Source organism: Halomonas eurihalina, assembly GCF_008274785.1.
Classification (GTDB): domain Bacteria; phylum Pseudomonadota; class Gammaproteobacteria; order Pseudomonadales; family Halomonadaceae; genus Halomonas; species Halomonas eurihalina.
Genome location: NZ_VTPU01000023.1, coordinates 25,051 through 46,801 on the forward strand (window position 1 = coordinate 25,051; position 21,751 = coordinate 46,801).

The window sequence follows — 21,751 nt, forward strand, 5'->3', positions numbered from 1 at the left end:
CCTTTCGGTTGACTTGAAAGCGTCATATCAGCAGTGCATGATGATCCAGCACCGTGCCGATGGGGCGATTGTCCCGGTGGCGCGGCGGGCCCGCCGAGACGGCGCCTGACCGCCATCGTGGGGTAATGTGCGGTAACTTGGTTGCGCAACGAAGGAAAACAGTGTTTTTTCTTGTTGCGCTCTCGAGAATCCCGGTATAGAGTTGCCCCTGCGAGCATTGGATTATAACAAGGCTTGGCCGTGGTCTGGCTCACGCTGCCACTTCCCGGGAGGGACCCGAGCAGCGACGAGGACCGGCACCTGACAGGCAAGCCGGCTGCTAGAGCAGCAACGATCGAAACAGCAAGCTAGTCATAAGGAAGATTGCAATGAAAAAGACACTGTTAGCGACTGCCATCGCCGGTGCCATGGCTGCCTCCGGCGCCCAGGCTGCCACCGTCTATAACCAGGACGGCACCAAGCTCGACATCTACGGTAACGTCCAGATCGGTTTCCGTAACATCGAGGTGGGCCAGGACAATGGCTCCGTTCAGACCGAAAACGACGTTTTCGACAACGGTTCCACCATCGGCTTCGCCGCTGAGCATGTCATCTATGATGGCCTGACCGGCTACATGAAGATCGAATTCGACGACTTCAAAGCCGACGAGATGAAGACCGCAGGTCGTGATGCCGGTGACACTGCCTATGTCGGCCTGAAGGGCAACTTCGGTGACGTCAAGCTGGGTTCCTACGACACCCTGATGGATGACTGGATCCAGGATCCCGTCACCAACAACGAGTATTTCGACCTCAGCGACACCAGCGGCAGCGGTTCCTCTGACATTGCTGTCGGTGGCGAGGTCGAAACCGATCAGCTGACCTATGTCTCTCCGTCTTTCAATGGCCTGGAACTGGCCATCGGCACCCAGTACAAGGGTGACATGGAAGAGGAGAACGTGACTGGTAAAGGCAATGCTTCCGTCTTCGGTGGCGCCAAGTATACCGTCGGCAACTTCTCCGTGGCCGCCATGTACGACAACCTCGATAACTACGAGGTGACGCAGACTGGCGTGGACAACAAGCAGGATTTCGGCGATCGCTATGGCGTGACTGGTCAGTACCAGTGGAACAGCCTGCGCGTCGCGCTCAAGTACGAGCGCTTTGACTCCGATCTCGATAATGTCGACTCGACCAACTTCTATGGTCTGGGTGCCCGTTATGGCTACGGCAACGGCGACATCTACGGCGCCTACCAGTACGTCGATGTCGGTGGTGACACCTTCGGCAATGTCGTTAGCGATGTTGGTAGCGGCGATTCCCCGAGTGATACTGCCTCGGATCGTGGCGACGACACCTACAACGAGTTCATCATCGGTGGTACCTACAACATCTCCGATGCCATGTATACTTGGGTCGAAGCCGCCTTCTACGATCGCGAAGAAGATGAAGGCGACGGTGTTGCTGCCGGTGTGACCTACATGTTCTAAACCCCGGTTGCAGGGTAACCTGCCCGAAGGGTTGCAAAACGAAAGCCGATCCCCCGGGGTCGGCTTTTTTCATTGGCGAGAATGACGCAAGCGAGGTTCCATGAAACAGCCGATCGTAACCGCGGGTTTGCTGGCCCTGGGCTTGAGCCTTGTAGCCGTGCCGACGATGGCCAGCGAAACGCAGGACAGGTTCCGGGAAGAAGGAAAGGAAATGGACCTGACCGGCTTCTTCCAGGCGGAGACCGATGCCTATAGCCGCAGCTTCCTGTTCGGTGGTGTCAACGAGCATGACTTTACCGTGGAGCAGGCCGGCACCTATCGGTTCACCAGCGATGTGACCGGAGGCTATTCCAACGACTACCGTATCGCTGCGGTACTGCTGGATAGCCAGGGCCAGGAGCTCGCGCGCACCCAGGCACTGGGACTGAACGGTGGTCTGCAACTTCAGACGGAACTCGAACCCGGCGACTATGTGCTGCGCGTCGAGGCCCAGCGTCCTGGAAGCCGAGGCAAGGCAGGCGATGCCTACTCCATCAAGGTGGCAGGGCTGGACGAACAAGGAAGGCGTGTCGAGAACGCCGTCGATGATGGCGGTAATATTCAGTTCGTCGGCGAGAACCGTTCGGGTGGCCGCTCGGTGTTCGTACGTGGCGACGATGCCGTGGCCACGGTGCGTGCCAACAATGATGGCACGGCGGAGCGAGCGGCTGGCGCTGCGGCGGCGAGCGGTGCCGCCGCAGCGACCGGTGCGGCAGCAGGGGCTGTTGCTGGAGCGCAGGAGCATGACGAGGCGACGCCCGAGGCCAGCCAGACACAGCAGGCGTCATCCGAACAGGAAGGCTTCGAAACCATCGTCACCGATGTGAAGATCCGTGCCAAGGGCGAAGTGTTGACCTTCGATGTCGCTGAGCGCGGCACGATTGCCATCACCACTTCCACTTACCCGCCCGGCCAAGAGGATACCTACCGGCTCACCCTGGAGGTGCTGGATGAATCCGGTCGTGTCGTGGCCGAAGGTGCCGGAGAAGGCTTCGATGGTGATATCGACATGCAGACCGTGCTCGAGCCGGGACGCTATCGCGTTCAGGTACAGGGCCAGAAATTTGGCTCGGCGCATTCCGGCGTCAATAACTATGAGTTGAAGGTGGAGCAGCTCGACCGGCGTTGATCGTCGGTCAGGGCCTGGGACATCCACTGGTCATGCGTATCGGCATCCCGGCCGGTGATCGGGATGCCGATGTTTCCTGCTGGCATTGTGCCTCAACCCTGTACAAAAGAGGGAAAGGCTTGCCGGTCTGGCGGGAGATGTCAGGCTATTGCCCCGATAGGTGCGGAACGGCTTGTCTTCCTGGAGTGATCGAGATGGCCCTTGTCGAGAGGAGGTGAGATGCCGTCGTGTTTCTCCCGTTATCTTCATGGGGCGTTGTCACTCAAGGGGCGGTTGTTACTGGGCCTGCTGGTTACCTGGGGCGTGGTCGTGGCCTTGTTGCTGGGTCTTGGCTGGCGCTCCGGCGAGACGTTGGTCGGTGAGTCCAGTCGTACTCATCTGCGCTATGAAGTTCGGCTGATTGCCGATGAATTGACCCAGCAAGTGGATTCGAGGCTGTCGGCGCTGGAGCGTCTGGCAGCCCGGCTGGATGCCATAGACACCAATGGTGGGGCGCGCGGTGCCCTGCGCCAGAGCGATGCTCTTCTCGAATGGTTCGATGGTCTGGTGATCATCGATGCCGAAGGTCGCGTCGTCTCCGATTGGCCGGAGGTCGAGCGCCGAGCAGGGTTGAATATCGAGGATCGTGAATACTTCCGGCATGTCAGGGCCTTCAAGCGCCCGTATGTCAGCGAGCCTCTCCATGGGCGGGCCAGTGACGTCCCGCTGGTGGTGTTCATGGCGCCACGCCTGGACGAAAACGGCACCTTTCAGGGGTTGGTCGGCGGTATCGTCAATATCCGCGGAGGTGGCCTCTTCAACCGATTGGATCGCATTCGCTTGGGAGCCGAGGGAGAGGCCGTCGTCGTCACGTCATCCGGCAGGGTTCTCTATCATCCCGATGATTCGCTGGTGCTCGATTCTGTTCCCGACCCGCAGGACAACCCATGGGTGAATCTAGCGCTGGATGGTTGGGAAGGCGAGGCACTTGGCACACTGTTCAGCGGTGACATGGCCTACCAGGCATATCGCCAGATATGGCCGGCGAACTGGGTTGTCGGGGTCGTCCTGCCCAGGTCTCAGGCCATGTCGCCCTTGTGGGAGTGGGTGAGCCGGCTGGGTTGGTGGGCGTTGCTGGTTGCCAGCTTGCTGATGCCCGTCATGGGATGGCTGGTCTGGTTAGCATTGCGCCCACTTTATCGGCTGGAGACGCAGATCGAGGAGGTCGGGCGTGGCCGTCGCTCCCGGGTTGCCCTGACAACGCGGATGCAGGAGCTGCAGCGTGTCGCGCGGACCTTCAATCGGGTTGAGGTAGAGCGCGAGCACGCGATCGCCCGACTGCAGGAGCGCCAGGCCTTTCTCGATGCCACGCTATCCTCGTCGCCGGTCGGTATCTTCGTGACCGATCGAGACGGTGAGGTGTCCTATGTCAATCCGGCACTGGTTGAGCTGAGTGGTCTTGATCCCGAGGAGCATCAGGCTGCGGCATGGGTAGAGCGCATTCACGCCGACGATCGGCAGTCGGCGCTGGACCTGTGGCAATACAGCCTGGACAGAGGCGACGATTATCTCCAGCAGTATCGTTTTCATCGCTGTGGCGGCGAGCAGCTCTGGCTCGAAGTGCACGCTAGGCGAGTTGCGTCCGGCAATACCTATCTGGGGTTCGTGGGGACGGTGAAGGATATTACCGAGCGGCGCGAGGAAGAGGCGCTGCGCCAATGGGAGGCAGAGCATGACCCGCTGACCGGCCTGCTCAATCGCCGCGGCCTGGAGCGTCGCCTGGAGGAAGCGCTGGCCGACTGGCGCAAGACCGGTACGCCCTCGGTGCTGCTGATCTTCGATCTGGACCGTTTCAAGCCGATCAATGACATTGGTGGCCATGCTATGGGCGATGAGATGTTATGCCGAGTTGCCCGGGAACTCTCGCGGACGGTTCGCCGCAGTGATCATGTCGCTCGCCAGGGCGGTGACGAGTTCGCGGTACTGTTGCCGAGCTGTTCCTTCGAACGAGCGCGGGAAATTGCTGAAGCGCTTCGCGAGACTATCCGCGAACTACAGGTCGCTCACGAGGACCGAGTATTCAGCGTGACCCTGAGCATGGGTGTAACTTGCTTCGAGCGTGGTGATCAGCGCATCAGCGGCGTGATGCAGCGAGCAGACGCCGCCAGCTATCGTGCCAAGCGCATGGGGGGCGATTGGGTGATCATGCATGGGGAAGCATGACGGATGGCGCCCTCTGCAGGATTTGAACCTGCGACCTGCCGCTTAGGAGGCGGCTGCTCTATCCTGCTGAGCTAAGAGGGCGGGGCCAGCTTAAAACGGGCCATAGTATAAGCGCCTGACCGGGCAAGATAAACCCGCCGCGGCCATGAGTTGTTCGGCATTCTCGGTTAAAATACCGTCCATTCATGCACACGACGGGAATGACCGGTATCGCGACACATCTATCGCCGGACGGTGATCGCTATTTCGATGGCATGGCCGACAAGTTCGCCGACAGCCTCTACGGCAAATCGCGCGGTGAACTACGCTTGGCCCTGCTCGATCGCCTGTTACCCGAGATGCTGACGCTCGACGGCCAGCCGGCCCTGGATGTCGGCGGTGGCCTTGGCCAGTTGTCCGGCTGGCTGGCGGAGCGCGGACATGAGGTGACGCTATGCGAGCCCGCCGATGACATGCTGCGGCGAGCACGCGAGTCGCTTGCCGGCACCTCGGTGTCAGCGCTGCCGTTGCCGCTCCAGGCATTGCCCGAGCAGGTGCCCGGCCCCTGGCCATTGATCACCTGTCATGCCGTGCTCGAGTGGATGGCCGACCCGCGTGCCGCTCTTGCCATCCTGGCGCGCTTGCTGGCGCCGCAGGGGCAGCTGTCGTTGATGGTCTTCAATTATGACGCCCTGCGTTTCTCCAATGTGGTCAAGGGCAATCTCGACCGCGTGCTGGCCGACCGGCTGGCCGGTCAGGGGCGCGGCAAGCGGCTGACGCCCATCTCGCCGTTGCGTCATGACGAGATCCTCGCCTGGGCCGGGGAGAATGGTCTGGCCGTCACGCATTGCGCCGGGGTGCGGATCTTTCACGACTACCTGCAGGATCCACCGGCCGACGACGAGCAATGCCGCAAGTTGCTCGAGCTCGAGTGGCGTTACAGTCGCAGTGAACCGTATTGGCGGCTGGGCCGTTATTTGCTCTATACCTTGCGCGCCGTTCCTGCCAATACCGAGGAAACGCTTTGATGAGTGCCGAAACGCCTGTCTGCCAACTGCTTGAGCGCCAGTCGACCGATTATCGTGGCTGGCTGTGGGTGGCGCCGCCCCAGGACCGCTGGCTGGAGGAGGGCGAAGGTCATCTGCTGTCCGCCGATCAGACGCTGCTCTCGGCATGGCGCGAGGGCGGCAGGGGGGCTAGTTCTCCCTTCGCGGTGGACGAGCTGGCACCGGAGGGCGTGGTGCTGTTCTGGCCCAAGGCACACGCCCAGGGTGAGTGGTGGCTGCTGTGGCTGTGCGCTCGGCTAACGCCGGGAACACCGCTGCACGTCGTCGGCGAGAACCAGGGCGGCATCAAGCGCGTGCTCAAGGTGCTGGCCGCGCTGGGGCTTGGCTGTCGAAAGGTGGACAGCGCTCGCCGGTGCAGCCTGTTCGCCTCACGGCTGGATCGGGTCGATATCGATCCGGATGCCGCCTGGACGAGCTTCGAGGCCGAAGGGCTGACGCTGGTCAGCCATCCCGGCGTGTTTGGTCACGGCAAGCTGGATGACGGCACCCGATTGTTGCTGGCGCGGCTGGCGTCATGCCTGCCGGACCAAGGCAGGGTACTGGACATGGGGTGCGGCGACGGGATCATCGCCGCCTGGCTGGCGCGGCGCGGGCTCGCGGTGACGGCGGCGGACGTCAATGGCTTCGCGGTGGAGGCGACCCGGCGGACCCTGGCGACGAATGGCCTGGAAGGAGAGGTGTTTCACAGCGATGTCTATGCCGGCCTGCCCTCGGCGCGTTTCGATGCCATCGTCAGCAACCCGCCGTTCCATCAGGAGCGTGCCGTCGACTACGGTCCCGCCGGGCGGCTGATCGCCGGTGCTCCCGAGCGCCTTGAACCGGGTGGCCAGCTCGTGATGGTCGCCAATGCCTTCCTGCCGTATCCGGACCTGCTGGAACGCGCCTTCGGCGGCTTCGAGATCCTCGCCGACGACCGTCGTTTCCGGGTCTATCGGGCGGTCAAGCGCTGATCCTGCATGCGAGCTTCGAGCTTCGCATCTCGTGGCTCGTATCTCGTGGCTCGTATCTCGCGAGCCTCAGGCCCGAGGATCGCGATAGTCGATCTCGGTGATCAGATAGGTCGTCTCGCCGCCGGGGGCGGCCACCGTTGCTTCGTCGTCGAGCCCTTTGCCGAGCAGGGCCTTGGCAAGCGGTGCGTCGACGCTGATCCAGTGCTTGCCAGTGTCGGTCTCGTCGTGTCCGACGATGCGTAGCCGTAGCTCCTCGCCATCCTCGTCCTCTAGTGTCACGAAGGCGCCGAAGAAGACCCGGTCGGTATCCGCCGGCAAGCGGTCGACGATCTGCAGCTCGTCCAGCCGCTTGGTCAGGTAGCGGATGCGCGCGATGACCCGGTTGAGCTCCTTCTTGTTGTAGGTGTAGTCGGCGTTCTCGCTGCGATCGCCCAGGGCGGCGGCTTCGCCCACCTTGGTAGACAGGGCGGGGCGCTTGACCCGCGACAGATGATCGAGGATGCCACGCAGGCGCTCGGCCCCCTCGGCGGTGATCAGATTGCTCTTGGGTTCCTGGCGCGGGTCCTTGGCGGGATCGCGCCAACGGGTCATGTTACGGCCTTTCATGAGTCGCGCCTCTTGCTCGTCGAAGGCCGCAACATACGCCATGGGTCCGTTGGTAGGCAATTGCTCCGATGTGCAGAAAACCGTGTCGGGGATGATTCAGGTGGAGACTTAATCAAACGTTCGTTACATTCTGAGATGAAGGGCCATTCCGATACTCATAATCCGAGGAGGCCGTTATGTCGAAACGCCATCTGCTCGCCACCGCCCTGTGTTTGGGACTGGGCCTTGCGCCGGTCGTTCAGGCCTGGGAAAACGAAGTCTTTTCGCTGCGCAATCGTTGGGAGAACATCACCACCGCTATGGATGAGGCGCGCCGCGCCGATGCCTTGTCGTCGCTGGCCGGGGAGGCAGGGGCGCTGGCCGAGGCGAATCCCGACACCAGCGAGGTACTGGTTTGGCAGGGTATCATCCTGGCTTCCCTGGCGCGGGAAGTCGGTGGGCTGGATGCCCTGGGGCCGGCCAAGGAAGCGCGCCGGGTGCTGGAACGTGCCATCGAGCTCGACTCGGAGGGGTATCAAGGTTCCGCCTATGTCACCCTGGGTGCGTTGTATGATCGAGCGCCCGGTTGGCCGGTGGCCTTCGGCAATGACGACACCGCTGAGCGGATGTTCCAGCGTGCCCTGGAAATCCGCCCCGATGGCATCGATGTCCACTACTACTATGCCGCCTTTCTGGCGGATGAAGGGCGCGACGAGCAAGCTCTGAAGCACGCGCGTCGTGCCATGGAAGGGCAGGCTCGCGAAGGTCGACATGCGTCCGACGAGATACTGCGTCGTAAAGCGAAGGGCATGGTCGAGCGTCTGGAGGATTAGGCGGGCATTGGCGGCGGTCCCATTGAGAACCTGCCTCGGGACCACGATAATGGGGCTTTCGCGAACACCGGAGGTCCGCATGTCTCAGACCGATGCCGCCGATCCCTCTCATCGGTTGGCCAGCGCCGCTTTCGGCGTCGGCGATGTGGAGCTGATCGAACGCCGCTGCTTGCACGAGGGGTTCTTTCGTCTGGATGAGCTGCACCTGCGCCACCGCCTCTTCGAGGGTGGCTGGAGTGCGCCGGTGACGCGCGAGGTGCATCATCGCCATGACGCCGTGGGCGTGTTGCTCTACGATGTGGAACGAGATGCCGTGGTCCTGGTGGAGCAGTTCCGTGCCGGGGCCATCGACGATCCTGATTCGCCGTGGAAACTCGAAATCGTCGCCGGCCTGGTAGAGCGCGGGGAAAGCGCCGTCGAGGTGGCGCGTCGCGAAGCCATGGAGGAGGCGGGCTGCCCGGTTGGTGAATTGATCGAGCTGCACACCTACTATCCCAGCCCCGGCGCCTGCGATGAGCAGGTGTCGCTGTTCTGCGGCCTGATCGACAGTCGCGGTCTGGGAGGCGTGCACGGGCTCGCCGAGGAGAACGAGGACATTCGCGTGCATGTGCTATCGTTCGCTCGTGCCTGGGAACTCCTGCTGGCCGGGCGACTCGACAATGCCATGTGTCTGATCGCTTTCCACTGGCTGGCCTCGGAGCGGGCCTCACTGAGAGCAAGGAGGTAGCGTGTCGAAAAGCGCCTATGTCACCGACTTGAAAGGCCTCCAGGGCGAGTGCACTGCCAACTATGTGCGCCTGACTCGCCTGCTGGGCGACCTGGAGGCTGGCGAGACCCGTGAGGTGGTGTTGGCCAACCATGGCCGGCGCCTCGGTGTGCTGTGCCTCAAGCTCCAGGAGCGTGCGCCCTATACCAGCATCGTGCGTGTCTCCCAGCGGGGCGTTCTCGACGCGGTACTGGAGACGCCGCAGATGCGCGTTCACCTCTATCACGACGTGCGCATGGCCGAAGTGACCGACTTCCAGCGGCAGCGGCATTTTGATGGTCGCTACCGCTACCCCAATTCCCGGATGCATCAGCCCGACGAGAAACTCCAGCTTAATCGTTTCCTCGGCGAGTGGCTGGATCACGGCCTGGCACATGGCCATTCCATCGATCTGCCCGAATTGCCTTGATGCGACTGATCCAGATTTCCGACTGCCATCTGCACGCCGACCCCGCCGCCCGCTCCCGTATCGGGATTCCCCATCACCAGTTCGTCCGCGTGATCGAGGCGGTCGCGTCCTGGCGTCCCGACATGGTGCTGGTTACCGGCGATGTCAGCCAGGATGAAACGGCGGCCTCCTACGCGTTGGCCGCGCGCGAGCTGGCGCGGCTCGACTGTCCTTGGTACTGGTTGCCTGGCAACCATGATGAGCCGGCCCGAATGGCCGAGTGTCGTGCCTTCGAGGACAGCGTGACTCTGGGGCAGCGGCGCCTGTTGCTGCTCGATACCCAGATTCCCGGCCAGACCCATGGCGCCCTGGGGGCAGCTCGCCTCGAGGCACTGGCGGAACGCCTGGCGGAGGACGATCGACCGACCCTGATCGCCATGCATCACCCGCCAATCGGTGTCGGGTCGCGTTGGGTAGATGCGTTGGGGCTGGTCGACGCCGAGGCATTCTGGGAAGTCCTGGCGACGCACGAGCGGATCGAGGCGATCCTGTGTGGTCATATCCACCAGGCGTTCGAGTACCATCGGGCGACGCCTCATGGTGACGTGCCCGTCTATGCATGTCCCGCCACGTCCGATCAGTTCCTGCCCGGCGCCGAGACGTTCGCCGTGGATGCGGCGGCCTTGCCGGGGTTCCGGGTGCTCGATCTGGATGACGGCCTGAGCACTAGGGTGGAACGAGTGGCGTTCTGATATCTTCTTAAAGTATAAAAAGATAGATATTAATTCTTTTACGTTATTTTGCATGGCACGATAAGCTGGCCCGCATGATGCGCTTTCCTCCCAAGGCAACGCTGCATAAATCGACGAGCGTTGTGAGGCGCAAGCCGTGTTTCCCCAATTCATGCGAGGTAGTCGGGCCCATGACCAGTCTTGATGCCCCCACACACCAGCGTACCCCTCGGACCGATGAGCATGCCTCGGGGCTGACGCCGCGCCGGATGACTCACCTTCAGCAGCTCGAGGCCGAGTCGATCCACATCATCCGCGAGGTGGCCGCCGAGTTCTCCAATCCGGTGATGCTCTACTCCATCGGCAAGGACTCCTCAGTGATGCTGCACCTGGCGCGCAAGGCCTTCTATCCCGGGCCGCCGCCATTCCCCTTGATGCACGTCAACACCACCTGGAAATTCCGCGAGATGATCGAGTTCCGCGATCGCATGGCGGCGGAATCCGGTATGGAGCTGATTGAGCATATCAACCAGGAAGGCGTCGAGGCGGGTATCAACCCCTTCGATCATGGCTCGAGCGGCTACACCGACGTGATGAAGACCCAGTCGCTCAAGCAGGCGTTGGACAAATACGGCTTCGATGCCGCCTTTGGTGGCGCGCGTCGCGACGAAGAAGCCACTCGCGCCAAGGAACGGGTCTTCTCCTTCCGCGACAAGCATCACCGCTGGGACCCCAAGAACCAGCGTCCCGAGCTGTGGAACCTCTACAATGCCCGGGTCAACAAGGGCGAATCCATTCGCGCCTTTCCGCTCTCCAACTGGACCGAGCTGGACATCTGGCAGTACATCTACCTGGAGTCGATTCCCATCGTCCCGCTTTACCATGCCGCCCCGCGCCCGGTGGTGGAGCGCGATGGCATGCTGGTGATGGTCGATGACGAGCGCATGCCGCTGGAGCCCGGCGAGGTGCCCGAAGAGAAGTGGGTGCGCTTCCGCACCCTGGGTTGCTATCCGCTGACCGGTGCCGTGGAGTCCAAGGCCGCCACCCTGCCCGAGATCATCCAGGAAATGTTGCTGACCCGGACCTCGGAGCGCAGTGGCCGCGCCATCGACCACGACCAGGCCGGCTCCATGGAAAAGAAGAAGCGGGAAGGGTACTTCTAACGCGCCTTCGGCGCGTTAGAAAGCCGCGAGCCTCGAGCAACGAGATGCGAGCAAACACACAGTTGCGAGTCTCGAGTCTCACCGCTCTGAGGTGGGGTTTGGGGTTCGAGTCTCGCCGCTCGTAGCGCGCAGCTCATAACTGAAGTTCTCTCTGAGCACGGTCTGCTCGTAGCCCGAGTCTCGAGGCTCGCAGCTCTCGTGTTCCGCACCAGGATGGAGAAAGAAACGTGTCACACCAATCCAGCTTGATTGCCGATAACATCGAGCAGTATCTGCACGAACACGAGAACAAGGACCTGCTGCGCTTCATCACTTGCGGCAGTGTCGATGATGGCAAGTCGACCCTGATCGGTCGCTTGCTGCACGATTCCAAGATGATCTTCGACGATCAACTGGCGGCGATCACCCAGGCGTCGAAGACCAGCGGGACCACCGGCGAGGAAGTGGATCTGGCGCTGCTGGTGGATGGGCTGCAGTCGGAGCGGGAGCAGGGCATCACCATCGATGTCGCCTACCGCTTCTTCTCGACCGACAAGCGCAAGTTCATCATCGCCGATACCCCGGGGCACGAGCAGTACACGCGCAACATGGCCACCGGTGCCTCGACGGCGGGGCTGGCGGTGATCCTGATCGACGCCCGCCACGGCGTGCAGACCCAGACCCGGCGGCACAGCTTCATTGCGGATCTACTCGGCATTCGCCATCTGGTCATCGCGGTCAACAAGATGGACCTGGTTGACTACAGCGAGGCGCGCTTCGAAGAGATCGTCGCCGAGTACCGCGAGTTTGCCGAGCAGCTCGGTGCCGAGGATATCCACTTCGTGCCGCTTTCGGCGTTGAAGGGCGACAACGTGGTCAACAAGAGCGAGGCCATGCCCTGGTATGACGGGCCGACGCTGCTCGGACTGCTCGAGACCATCGAGGTGCGCCACGACCAGAATCTGCGCGATCTTCGTCTGCCGATCCAGTACGTCAATCGGCCCAACCTGGACTTCCGTGGTTATGCCGGCACCCTGGAGTCGGGCATTCTGCGCCCTGGCCAGGCCGTGCGCGCGCTGCCTTCCGGCAAGCGCTCCAGGGTCGAGCGCATCGTTACCTTCGATGGCGATCTCGAGGCCGCCTGGCCGGGGCAGGCGATCACCGTGACCCTGGAAGACGAGATCGACATTTCGCGTGGCGATTGGCTCGTCGCCGAAGATGCCGAGGTCATCCACGCCAGCGCCTTCGAGGCTGACATCGTGTGGATGCACGAGCAGCCGCTGGACCCGGGGCGGCAGGTCGACATTCGTCTCGCCGGACGTTCCGTGTCGGGGCGGGTCGAGGCCATCGAGTACCAGGTCGATGTCAACACGCTGGCCCGTCATCCGGCCGAGCGGCTCGAGCTCAACGCCATCGCGCGTTGCCGAGTGGCGCTGACCGAGGAGATTGCCCTGGATGACTACGCCGTCAGTCCGGGTACGGGCAGCTTCATCGTCATTGACCGCCTGTCCAACGTTACTGTGGGGGCTGGCATGATTCGCGGCGCGGCCGAGGCACAGGATACAACGCCAGGCGAGGTCGACTGGGCGAGTTTCGAAGTCGAGCTCAATGCCCTGGTGCGCAAGTATTTTCCGCATTGGGAGGCCAAGGACATCAGCCAGCTGATGAGCCGCTGAGCATCCGCGCTGCTTCCAGAGCGAGAAGGGGGAGCAGCGCTGGTCGAAAGCAACGAGGCCCCGCCGTGTGATTCGCGGCGGGGCCTCGTCATTTTAACGTAGCCTGGATCGAGCGCTGGTGGCTCAGGCCGGTCGGTTGGCGATCACCACGGCGCGGCGTGGCGCCGGATAGCCCTCGCGGGTGCGGGTCGCGTCCTCGGGGTCGAGGAAGTCGGCCAGGGACTGAAAGGTCATCCAGTCGGTGGCGCGCTGCTCATCGAGACTGGTATCGGCCTCGTCCACCACGCGGGCATTCTCGAAGCCGCAACGCTCGAGCCAGCCGACCAGCGCCGCGGAGGACGGCAGGAAGTAGACATTTGGCATGGCAGCGTAGCGCTCGCCCGGCAGCAGCACCGTGGTGTCGTCGCCGCGTACTACCAGGGTTTCCAGCACCAGTTCTCCGCCCGGCCGCAAGGCGGCCTTGAGTTGCAGCAGATGCTCGAGTGGCGAGGGGCGGTGGTAGAGCACGCCCATGGAGAAGACGGTGTCGAAGGCGGCCAGTTCGTCGGGAACGTCCTCGATGCCCACCGGCAGGAAGTGGGTGCGGCCGCTGTCGGCGTCACCGACGAAGTGGCGCACGGCCTGGAACTGCCAGAAGAAGCGCGGTGAGGGGTCGATCACCAGCGTGAAGGCGGCACCGGCACCGCTCATGCGCCAGGCGTGATAGCCGTTGCCGCCGCCCACGTCGAGCACTCGGCGTCCATGCAGTGGCGCCAGGTGGGGGGCGACGCGCTGCCATTTCCAGTCGGAGCGCCACTCGGTGTCGATGGTCACGCCACTCAGCCGGTAAGGCCCCTTGCGCCAGGGCGCCAGCGCGCGCAGCAGGTTCTCGCACTGGCGTCGCCGGGCGTCGTCCAGGCCGCACTCGACCGTCACGCTGTCGGCATCGAGCTGGACGCGGCGCGCCTCGGGTAATGGCGGCAGCTTGGCGACGGCCTTCTCCCAGGCCTTCAGATCGCCGTATCGCTTGGGATCGAGCCCCCGGGCGAGCTGCTCGGGCAGCCGCGCCAGCCAGGTGTCGAAGCCCCGGCTGATACAGGCCTGGTCGAGAAAGGCGTGATAGAGGGGGCGGTGAACGTCGGGAATGCTCAACGTCAGGCCTCCTTGAAGGCGATCAGTGACGCGAAGTTCAAGTACTGGAACCAGGTCAGCGAGCGGCTGAAGCCGGCGCGTTCGAGCCGCGCGTGATGGGCTGCCAGGCTGTCCGGCACCAGGACGTTCTCCAGGGCCGTGCGCTTCTGGCTGATTTCCAGCTCGCTGTAGCCGTTGGCGCGCTTGAAATCGTGGTAGCGTTCGACCAGCCAGGCGTTGTCCTGTTCGTCGTCGGCGACGATCTTCTCGGACAGGATCAGCACGCCGCCGGGCTCCAGGGCTTCGAAGAGGCGGGCGACCACGGCGTCGCGATCCATCGGGTCGAGAAACTGCAGGGTGAAGTTGAGCAGGATCATGCCCGAGGCATCATAGGCCTGGTGTCGGATGTCGCCCTCGATCACCGTCATGTCGTGCCCGGGGCATTCCTCCTTCAGGGTCTGGCGGGCGCGTTCGACCATCGTCGGTGAGAGGTCGATGCCGGTGTAGTGAAAGGCGTCCACCGGTAGCTGGCCGGCCAGCGCCAGGCCCGCGGCACCGAGCGAGCAGCCCAGGTCGTAGACATGACCGCCATGGCGCAGATGGCGGCGGGCCAGGGGGCCGAGCATGGCGAGTATCTGGCCGTATCCGGGCACCGAACGTCGGATCATGTCGGGAAAGCAGGCCACCACTCGCTCGTCAAAGGAGAAACTCGCCACCCGGTCGAGGGGTGTCGAAAAGATGGCGTCACGGTAAGATGCGTCACTCATGGGCAGGTTGAAGCGTTGGGCTGGAAGCCCGCCATTCTACGCTTCCCTGCCCCGGGCTGCACGATAGGATCACCAGGAGGGAATCCATGAGCCACTCCCCCGTCGAACAGCGGGATGCCTGGCGCGCCCTGGCCGAGCATGCTGACGACATGGGCCAGCGGCACCTGCGCGAGCTCTTCGCCGAGCACCAGGGACGCTTCGCCGATTTCAGCCGGCAGGCCGCCGGTCTGACACTCGATCTTTCCAAACAGCGCTGGGACGAGCGAACGCTTGCGCTGCTGCTGCAACTGGCGCGCGACGCCGGTGTGCCGGATGCCATCCAGGGACTGCTGGCCGGAGAGCGGCTCAACCTCAGCGAGAACCGACCGGCGCTGCACACGGCCCTGCGCCTGCCAGCCGATGCCAGGCTCGAGGTGGAAGGCGAGGATCTGGTGGCCTCGGTGCACGCGACCCTGGATCGCATGGCGGCCATGGTCGAGCGTTTCCACGCGGGTCAGTGGCGTGGCGCCACCGGCAAGCCGATTCGCGATGTGGTCAATCTCGGCGTGGGTGGCTCGGATCTTGGCCCCTTGATGGTTACTCATGCACTGGCCGACCATCGGCTCGAGGGTGTCCACCGCATCGATGTGCATTTCGCCTCGACCATGGATGGCTCGCAGCTCGCCGACTATCTGACGCGGCTCAATCCCGAGACGACGCTGTTCGTGTTGTCCTCGAAGTCCTTCACTACCATCGACACCCTGACCAATGCCCGTACCGCCCGGGATTGGCTGAAGGCCAGGCTGCTCGGCGGCGACCGGCAGGAGGGCGTCGATGAGGCACTGGTGATGCGTCAGCACTTCATCGGCGTCTCGGCCAGCCCCGACAAGATGCGCGAGTGGGGCATCGCTGACGAACACCAGCTCGAATTCTGGGAGTGGGTCGGTGGACGCTACTCGCTGTGGGGGGCCATTGGCCTGCCGGTTGCCCTGGTGGTGGGGATGGCGAACTTCCGCGAATTGCTGGCCGGCGCCCATGACATGGACCGCCACTTCAGCGAGGCCGAGCTGGGCGACAATCTGCCCGTGCTGTTGGCGCTGGCGGGGATCTGGAACGTCAACTTTCTGGATATTCGCGCGCATTCCATCCTGCCCTATGACGGACGCCTCGAATATTTTGCCGCCTATCTCGAGCAACTGGAGATGGAGTCCAACGGCAAGTCGGTGAACCATGACGGCGAGCCGGTGGACTATTCCACTTGCCCGGTGCTCTGGGGGCAGCTTGGCCCCAACGCCCAGCATGCCTTCTACCAATTGCTGCATCAGGGCACGCAATCTGTGGAATGCGACTTCATCGCGCCCCGGGTGCGCTATGATGACGTGGCCGATCCCGCCACCCGCGACCACCTGATGAGCCAGCATCGCCTGACGTTGGCTAACTGCTTTGCCCAGTCTCGGGCCTTGATGCTGGGCGATGCGGCGCTCGAGGACGAGGGGCCGCGCCCGGGCCACAAGCGCTATGCCGGCAACCAGCCGTCCAGTACCCTGCTGTTGGATCGCCTGACGCCCCGCACCTTGGGAGCGCTGGTCGCCCTGTACGAGCACAAGGTCTTCGTTCAGGCGACCATCTGGGACATCAACCCCTTCGACCAGTGGGGCGTGGAGCTCGGCAAGACGCTGGCCGGCGAGACGCGACGCATCCTCGAGCACCAGGCCGGGCTCGAGGGCATGGATGCTTCCACGCGCGGCCTCATCGAGGCTGTCTGGGAGGCCGAGTCGCGAGAGTCGAGTTGAGGGCCGATACTGATCGGCATGATGACGCTGGCCATATATACAGGGGTTCGGGTATGCTGAGTGCCATGCGATCGCCGATGCCTGCCAGTGGCGTACTCTATCTGCATGGTTTCAACAGCGGCAGTGCCTCGCCGAAGGCGGCACTGATGCGCGCGGCCTGCGAGCGCCTGTCGCTGCCCTATGCGACGCCCCAGTTGCCGCACCGGCCGGATCAGGCGCTGGCGGTAGCCGAGGCATGCCTCGAAGCGCTGGGCACGGCTCCCATGGTGGTGGGCAGCTCGATGGGCGGTTTCCTGGCGACCCTGGTCGCCGAGCGCCACGACCTGCCGGCCGCCCTGATCAATCCGGCCGTGACGCCTGCCCGCTTGGTGACGTCCTGGGTCGGCGAGACCTTCGTCAATCCGTACAGCGGCGAGCGTTTCCGGATTGAGGAGTCGCATCGCTGGGCCCTGGAGGCCCTTACTCCCGAGCGGGTCGAGCCACGACGCTATCTGCTGCTGCTGGGCACGGCCGACGAGACGCTGGACCCGCGGGATGCCTGGGCGTTCTACCGGGGTGCGGCAAGCATCCTGCATCCGGGAGGAGATCATGGGTTTGCCGCCCTGGCCGACTACCTGCCGGCGATTCTGGCCCACGGCGGCCATGCTCTGCCGGTCGGGGCGGTGGCGATGCAGCGTTGAGTGGTGGCGTCGCGCCATGGGGCATCTTGGCGCGTCAAGCATTCACGGAAGGGACGAGCCCGCGTCCAGGAGACAATCGAATGACCGTAACCAGTCTGGGTGACGCATGACACAGTACAGCGCCAGTTCGATCGAGGTGCTTGCCGGGCTCGAGCCCGTGCGCAAGCGCCCCGGCATGTACACCGACACTTCCCGGCCCAACCATCTGATTCAGGAAGTCATCGACAACAGTGTCGACGAGGCGCTGGGCGGCCATGCCAAGGCGATCGCCGTACGCCTGTTCGAGGACGGTGGCGTCGAGGTCAGCGACGACGGTCGCGGCATGCCCATCGACATTCATCCCGAGCACGGTGTCTCCGGGATCGAGCTGATCATGACCAAGCTGCATGCCGGCGGAAAGTTTTCGGCGTCCAGTTACCGTTTCTCCGGAGGGCTGCACGGCGTCGGTGTCTCGGTGGTCAATGCCCTGTCCCGGCGCCTCGAGGTGGAAGTGCTCAAGGATGGCAGTCGCCATCACATGGCCTTCGAGCATGGCGAGCGAGCCTCCGACCTGACGGTGATCGGTTCCGCCGCCAAGCGTGCCACGGGCACGTTGGTACGCTTCTGGCCCGAGTCGAGCTATTTCGACTCGCCGAAGCTGTCGCTGACCCGGCTCAAGCATTTGCTGCGAGCCAAGGCGGTGCTCTGTCCGGGGCTCCAGGTGACGCTTGTCGAGGCCGATGGCACCGAGAGCGTATGGCAGTTCGAGGATGGCCTGCGCGACTACCTCGCCCAGGCCACCGATGGTTACGAGGTGCTGCCGGCCTCGCCCTTCGTGGGGCACTTCGCCGATGAAGAGCAGGCGGTGGACTGGGCCATCCAGTGGCTTCCCGAAGGCGGCGAGCCGTTGCTCGAGAGCTACGTCAACCTGATCCCCACGCCACTGGGCGGAACGCACGTGAACGGTCTGCGATCCGGCATGCTGGAGGCGCTGCGTGAATTCTGCGAATACCGCAGCCTGCTGCCGCGCGGGGTGAAACTGACCGCCGAAGACCTCTGGGAACGGGTTTCCTATGTGTTGTCGGTGAAGATGCTGGAACCGCAGTTCGCCGGCCAGACCAAGGAACGCCTGTCGTCGCGCACCGTGGCCGGCTTCGTGTCCGGGGTGGTCAAGGATGCCTTCTCGCTGTGGCTCAACCATCACGTCGATCAGGGCGAGGCGCTCGCCGAGCTGGTGATCAGCGCCGCCCAGCGACGCCAGAAGAGCGCCAAGAAGGTGGCGCGCAAGAAGGTCACCTCCGGTCCGGCGTTGCCCGGCAAGCTGGCCGATTGCAGTGGCCAGGATCCCGCGAGCAGCGAGCTCTTCCTGGTCGAGGGCGACAGCGCCGGGGGCAGCGCCAAGCAGGCGCGCCAGCGCGAGACCCAGGCGATCCTGCCGCTGCGTGGCAAGATCCTCAATACCTGGGAAGTCGAGTCCCACGACATCTACGGTTCCCAGGAAGTCCACGACATTGCCGTGGCCATCGGCATGGAGCCGGGCAGCGACGACCTCTCCAAACTGCGCTATCACAAGATCTGCATCCTCGCCGATGCCGACTCCGACGGCCTGCACATTGCGACCCTGCTGTGCGCACTCTTCGTGCGCCACTTCCCGGCGCTGGTCGATGCCGGCCACGTCTTCGTGGCGATGCCGCCGCTGTATCGCATCGACCTTGGCAAGGAAGTTTTTTACGCCCTGGACGAGAGCGAGAAAGCCGCCATCCTGCGTCGACTCGAGGGTAAGCGCGGCACGCCCAACGTCCAGCGCTTCAAGGGCCTCGGCGAGATGAGCCCGCTGCAACTGCGCGAAACCACCATGGCGGCCGAGACCCGGCGGCTGGTGCAGCTGACCCGCGAAGTCGGCGACGGCACCCTGGAAATGATGGACATGCTGCTGGCCAAGAAGCGTGCCTCCGACCGCAAGAGCTGGCTGGAAGACTACGGCAACCTCGCGGAGATCGAAGTCTGATCCGGCTACGAGCTACGAGCTACGAGCTACGAGCTTCGAGCTCTTGGGTTGGCTCAGGACGGCTCGTGGCTCGAGACTCGCAGCTCGAAGCGAAAACTTCATGAGGCGTTGTCCTCGACGATTCCACGATCGTGAATAAGGTCAAGGTGCCATGACCATGGATATCCAGGTGGCGGAGGGCGACGTCGAGCGCTTGTCCCTTCGCGAGTATACCGAGAAGGCGTATCTCGATTATTCGATGTACGTCATCCTCGACCGCGCCTTGCCGCATATCGGCGATGGCATGAAGCCGGTGCAGCGGCGCATCGTCTATGCCATGCGCGAGCTGGCGCTCAGTGCCAATGCCAAGTACAAGAAGTCGGCGCGTACCGTCGGCGATGTGCTGGGCAAGTTCCATCCGCATGGCGATAGCGCCTGCTACGAGGCCATGGTGCTGATGGCGCAGTCCTTCAGCTATCGCTACCCGCTGGTGGACGGTCAGGGCAACTGGGGTAGCCCCGATGACCCCAAGTCCTTTGCCGCCATGCGCTATACCGAGGCGCGGTTATCGAAGTTCGCCGAGGTGCTGCTCAGTGAACTCGGCCAGGGCACCGTCGACTGGGCCCCCAATTTCGACGGCACCATGAACGAGCCGGTGGTGCTGCCGGCGCGCTTGCCCCATGTGCTGCTCAACGGCGGCACCGGTATCGCCGTGGGCATGGCTACCGACATCCCGCCGCACAACGTGGGCGAGGTCGTCGAGGCTACCTGTCATCTGCTGCGTCAGCCCGAGGCGACCACCGCCGAACTGATGGCCCATCTGCCCGGGCCGGACTTCCCCTCCGCGGCCGAGATCATCACGCCGGCATCCGACTTGCGCAAGATCTACGAGAGTGGCCGGGGCTCGGTGAAGGTGCGGGCCCGCTTCGTGCGTGAAGAGGGCAATGTGGTGATCACCGCCTTGCCGTACCAGGTGAGCGGCGCCAAGGTGCTGGAGCAGATCGCCGCTCAGATGCAGGCCAAGAAGCTGCCGATGGTCGCCGACCTGCGTGACGAGTCGACCCACGAGGAGCCGACGCGACTGGTGATCGAACCGCGCTCCAACCGGGTGGATATCGAGTCGCTGATGGCGCACCTGTTTGCCACCACGGATCTCGAGAAGAACATCCGCGTCAACATGAACGTGATCGGCCTGGACGGCCGCCCCCGGGTTCTATCGTTGGCCGGACTGCTCGGCGAATGGCTGGATTTCCGGCGCAGCACGGTGCGGCGGCGTCTCGAGCACCGGCTCGGCAAGGTGGAGGACCGGCTGCACATCCTTGAGGGGCTGTTGGCTGCCTACCTAAACATCGACGAGGTGATTCGCATCATCCGTGAGGAGGATGAGCCCAAACCCGCCTTGATCAAGGCCTTCGATCTCAGTGAGCGTCAGGCCGAGGCGATCCTCGAGTTGCGCCTGCGCCACCTGGCCAAGCTCGAGGAGATGAAGATCCGCGGCGAGCAGGACGAGCTGGAGGAAGAGCGCAAGCACCTGATGGAGCTGCTCGGCAACGAGGCGGCCCTGACCGATCTGATCGAGCGCGAACTGCGTGCCGCCGGCGAGGGATACGGCGATTCGCGTCGCGCGCCGATCGTCGAGCGCGAGGAAGCCCGCGCCCTGTCCGAGGTCGAGCTCGTCGGCGCCGATCCCGTCACCGTCGTGCTCTCCGAGAAGGGGTGGATTCGTAGCGCCAAGGGGCACGACATCGATCCCACCGGGCTCTCCTACAAGGCCGGTGACCGATTCGCGCTGGCCGCCAGGGGCAAGACCAACCAGCCGTTGGTGCTGCTCGACGACACCGGGCGTGCCTACACGCTGAGCGCTCATAACCTGGCCAGCGCGCGCAGCCAGGGCGAGCCAGTCTCCGGTCGGGTCAATGTGGCCGCCGGTGCCCACATGGCCGGCGTGATGCTGGCGCCGCCCACGACGCGCTACCTGCTGGCGTCGGATGGCGGTTACGGCTTCGTCGCGCCGATCGAGGCGCTGATCGGCAAGAACAAGTCGGGCAAGGGCGTTCTTTCGGTGCCTAAGGGCTGCAACGTGCTGGCGCCGTTGATTGTGCCCGAAGGAGACGGGGTCAGCGTGGCGGCGGTGTCCAACGAAGGACGCCTGCTGGTCTTCCCACTCGACCAGTTGCCTGAGATGGCCAAGGGCAAGGGCAACAAGATGATCGACATTCCCGGCGCCCGCGCCGCCCGTCGCGAGGAGTTCCTGCGCGACCTGACGCTGCTGGGCCCCGATCAAGCACTGGTGGTGCAGGCCGGCAAGCGCAAGCTGACACTCAAGGCCAGCGACCTGGACTACTATCGTGGAGAGCGTGGCCGCCGCGGCAGCAAACTGCCGAGGGGATTGCAGAAAGTCGACCGCCTAGAAGTAGAATCCTGAGCTACGAGCTACGAGCTACGAGCTACGAGCTACGAGCTACGAGCTACGAGCTACGAGCTACGAGCTACGAGCTAC

General features: G+C 63.7%; 18 protein-coding genes and 1 tRNA gene. 15 read left to right on the plus strand and 4 right to left on the minus strand.

Translation table 11 applies throughout. The features are described 5' to 3' along the window. Positions 1-368: 368 nt before the first annotated feature. The 3 genes from FZZ93_RS16780 (at position 369) to FZZ93_RS16790 (ending at position 4,839) form a co-directional block, all read left to right on the plus strand. Positions 369-1,469, plus strand: coding sequence for a porin (locus FZZ93_RS16780; RefSeq protein ID WP_149323447.1), 1,101 nt, complete (start codon positions 369-371; stop codon positions 1,467-1,469). Between the two features lie 100 nt (positions 1,470-1,569). Continuing rightward, positions 1,570-2,637 (plus strand): hypothetical protein, encoded by a 1,068-nt coding sequence (locus FZZ93_RS18360; RefSeq protein ID WP_246146261.1) that lies wholly within the window; start codon positions 1,570-1,572, stop codon positions 2,635-2,637. A gap of 219 nt (positions 2,638-2,856) precedes the next feature. Beyond that, complete coding sequence (locus tag FZZ93_RS16790) at positions 2,857-4,839, plus strand: sensor domain-containing diguanylate cyclase (protein WP_149323448.1); 1,983 nt, start codon at positions 2,857-2,859, stop codon at positions 4,837-4,839. 4 nt (positions 4,840-4,843) lie between these two features. Here FZZ93_RS16790 and FZZ93_RS16795 read toward each other — a convergent pair. Next, positions 4,844-4,920, minus strand: a tRNA-Arg gene (locus tag FZZ93_RS16795). Positions 4,921-5,039: 119 nt separating this feature from the next. Here FZZ93_RS16795 and FZZ93_RS16800 point away from each other — a divergent pair. Beyond that, positions 5,040-5,846, plus strand: a complete 807-nt coding sequence (locus FZZ93_RS16800; RefSeq protein WP_246146263.1) for a methyltransferase — start codon at positions 5,040-5,042, stop codon at positions 5,844-5,846. Beyond that, positions 5,846-6,835 carry a methyltransferase gene (locus tag FZZ93_RS16805; RefSeq protein ID WP_149323450.1) on the plus strand — a complete coding sequence of 330 codons (990 nt, stop codon included), beginning with the start codon at positions 5,846-5,848 and terminating at the stop codon, positions 6,833-6,835. Before FZZ93_RS16800 ends, FZZ93_RS16805 begins: the two co-directional genes overlap by 1 nt. Positions 6,836-6,901: 66 nt before the next feature. Here the strand turns inward: FZZ93_RS16805 and greB are convergent, their stop codons facing one another. Next, complete coding sequence (greB, locus tag FZZ93_RS16810) at positions 6,902-7,441, minus strand: transcription elongation factor GreB (RefSeq protein WP_149323451.1); 540 nt, start codon at positions 7,439-7,441, stop codon at positions 6,902-6,904. 176 nt (positions 7,442-7,617) lie between these two features. Here greB and FZZ93_RS16815 point away from each other — a divergent pair, with 176 nt between their 5' ends. From FZZ93_RS16815 to cysN, 6 genes are all read left to right on the plus strand, one after another. Further along, the gene (locus FZZ93_RS16815; protein ID WP_149323452.1) at positions 7,618-8,253 is read left to right on the plus strand and encodes a TRAP transporter TatT component family protein; all 636 of its coding nucleotides are present in this window, start codon (positions 7,618-7,620) and stop codon (positions 8,251-8,253) included. A 79-nt stretch (positions 8,254-8,332) separates the two neighbouring features. Beyond that, the gene (locus FZZ93_RS16820) at positions 8,333-8,980 is read left to right on the plus strand and encodes an NUDIX domain-containing protein (RefSeq protein WP_246146264.1); all 648 of its coding nucleotides are present in this window, start codon (positions 8,333-8,335) and stop codon (positions 8,978-8,980) included. Position 8,981: 1 nt separating this feature from the next. Then, positions 8,982-9,428, plus strand: a complete 447-nt coding sequence (locus tag FZZ93_RS16825; RefSeq protein ID WP_149323454.1) for a DUF1249 domain-containing protein — start codon at positions 8,982-8,984, stop codon at positions 9,426-9,428. Next, a complete protein-coding gene (locus FZZ93_RS16830) occupies positions 9,428-10,159 on the plus strand; it encodes a metallophosphoesterase (protein ID WP_187774562.1) in 732 nt (243 codons plus the stop codon). Before FZZ93_RS16825 ends, FZZ93_RS16830 begins: the two co-directional genes overlap by 1 nt. Before the next feature lie 170 nt (positions 10,160-10,329). Beyond that, a complete protein-coding gene (cysD, locus tag FZZ93_RS16835; protein ID WP_149323456.1) occupies positions 10,330-11,301 on the plus strand; it encodes a sulfate adenylyltransferase subunit CysD in 972 nt (323 codons plus the stop codon). 227 nt (positions 11,302-11,528) lie between these two features. After that, positions 11,529-12,956, plus strand: coding sequence for a sulfate adenylyltransferase subunit CysN (cysN, locus tag FZZ93_RS16840; protein ID WP_149323457.1), 1,428 nt, complete (start codon positions 11,529-11,531; stop codon positions 12,954-12,956). 123 nt (positions 12,957-13,079) lie between these two features. Here cysN and cmoB read toward each other — a convergent pair whose 3' ends face one another. Beyond that, a complete protein-coding gene (gene cmoB / locus FZZ93_RS16845) occupies positions 13,080-14,087 on the minus strand; it encodes a tRNA 5-methoxyuridine(34)/uridine 5-oxyacetic acid(34) synthase CmoB (protein WP_149323458.1) in 1,008 nt (335 codons plus the stop codon). Positions 14,088-14,089: 2 nt separating this feature from the next. After that, the gene (cmoA, locus tag FZZ93_RS16850) at positions 14,090-14,833 is read right to left on the minus strand and encodes a carboxy-S-adenosyl-L-methionine synthase CmoA (RefSeq protein ID WP_149323459.1); all 744 of its coding nucleotides are present in this window, start codon (positions 14,831-14,833) and stop codon (positions 14,090-14,092) included. 86 nt (positions 14,834-14,919) lie between these two features. Between cmoA and pgi the strand changes: the two genes are divergently transcribed. From pgi to parC, 4 genes are all read left to right on the plus strand, one after another. Continuing rightward, positions 14,920-16,605, plus strand: coding sequence for a glucose-6-phosphate isomerase (gene pgi, locus FZZ93_RS16855; protein WP_149323460.1), 1,686 nt, complete (start codon positions 14,920-14,922; stop codon positions 16,603-16,605). A 53-nt stretch (positions 16,606-16,658) separates the two neighbouring features. Continuing rightward, complete coding sequence (locus tag FZZ93_RS16860) at positions 16,659-17,285, plus strand: YqiA/YcfP family alpha/beta fold hydrolase (protein ID WP_223111802.1); 627 nt, start codon at positions 16,659-16,661, stop codon at positions 17,283-17,285. A 106-nt stretch (positions 17,286-17,391) separates the two neighbouring features. Further along, a complete protein-coding gene (gene parE / locus FZZ93_RS16865) occupies positions 17,392-19,272 on the plus strand; it encodes a DNA topoisomerase IV subunit B (RefSeq protein ID WP_149323461.1) in 1,881 nt (626 codons plus the stop codon). 151 nt (positions 19,273-19,423) lie between these two features. Beyond that, positions 19,424-21,676 (plus strand): DNA topoisomerase IV subunit A, encoded by a 2,253-nt coding sequence (gene parC / locus FZZ93_RS16870; RefSeq protein WP_149323462.1) that lies wholly within the window; start codon positions 19,424-19,426, stop codon positions 21,674-21,676. The last annotated feature ends 75 nt before the right edge of the window (positions 21,677-21,751 follow it).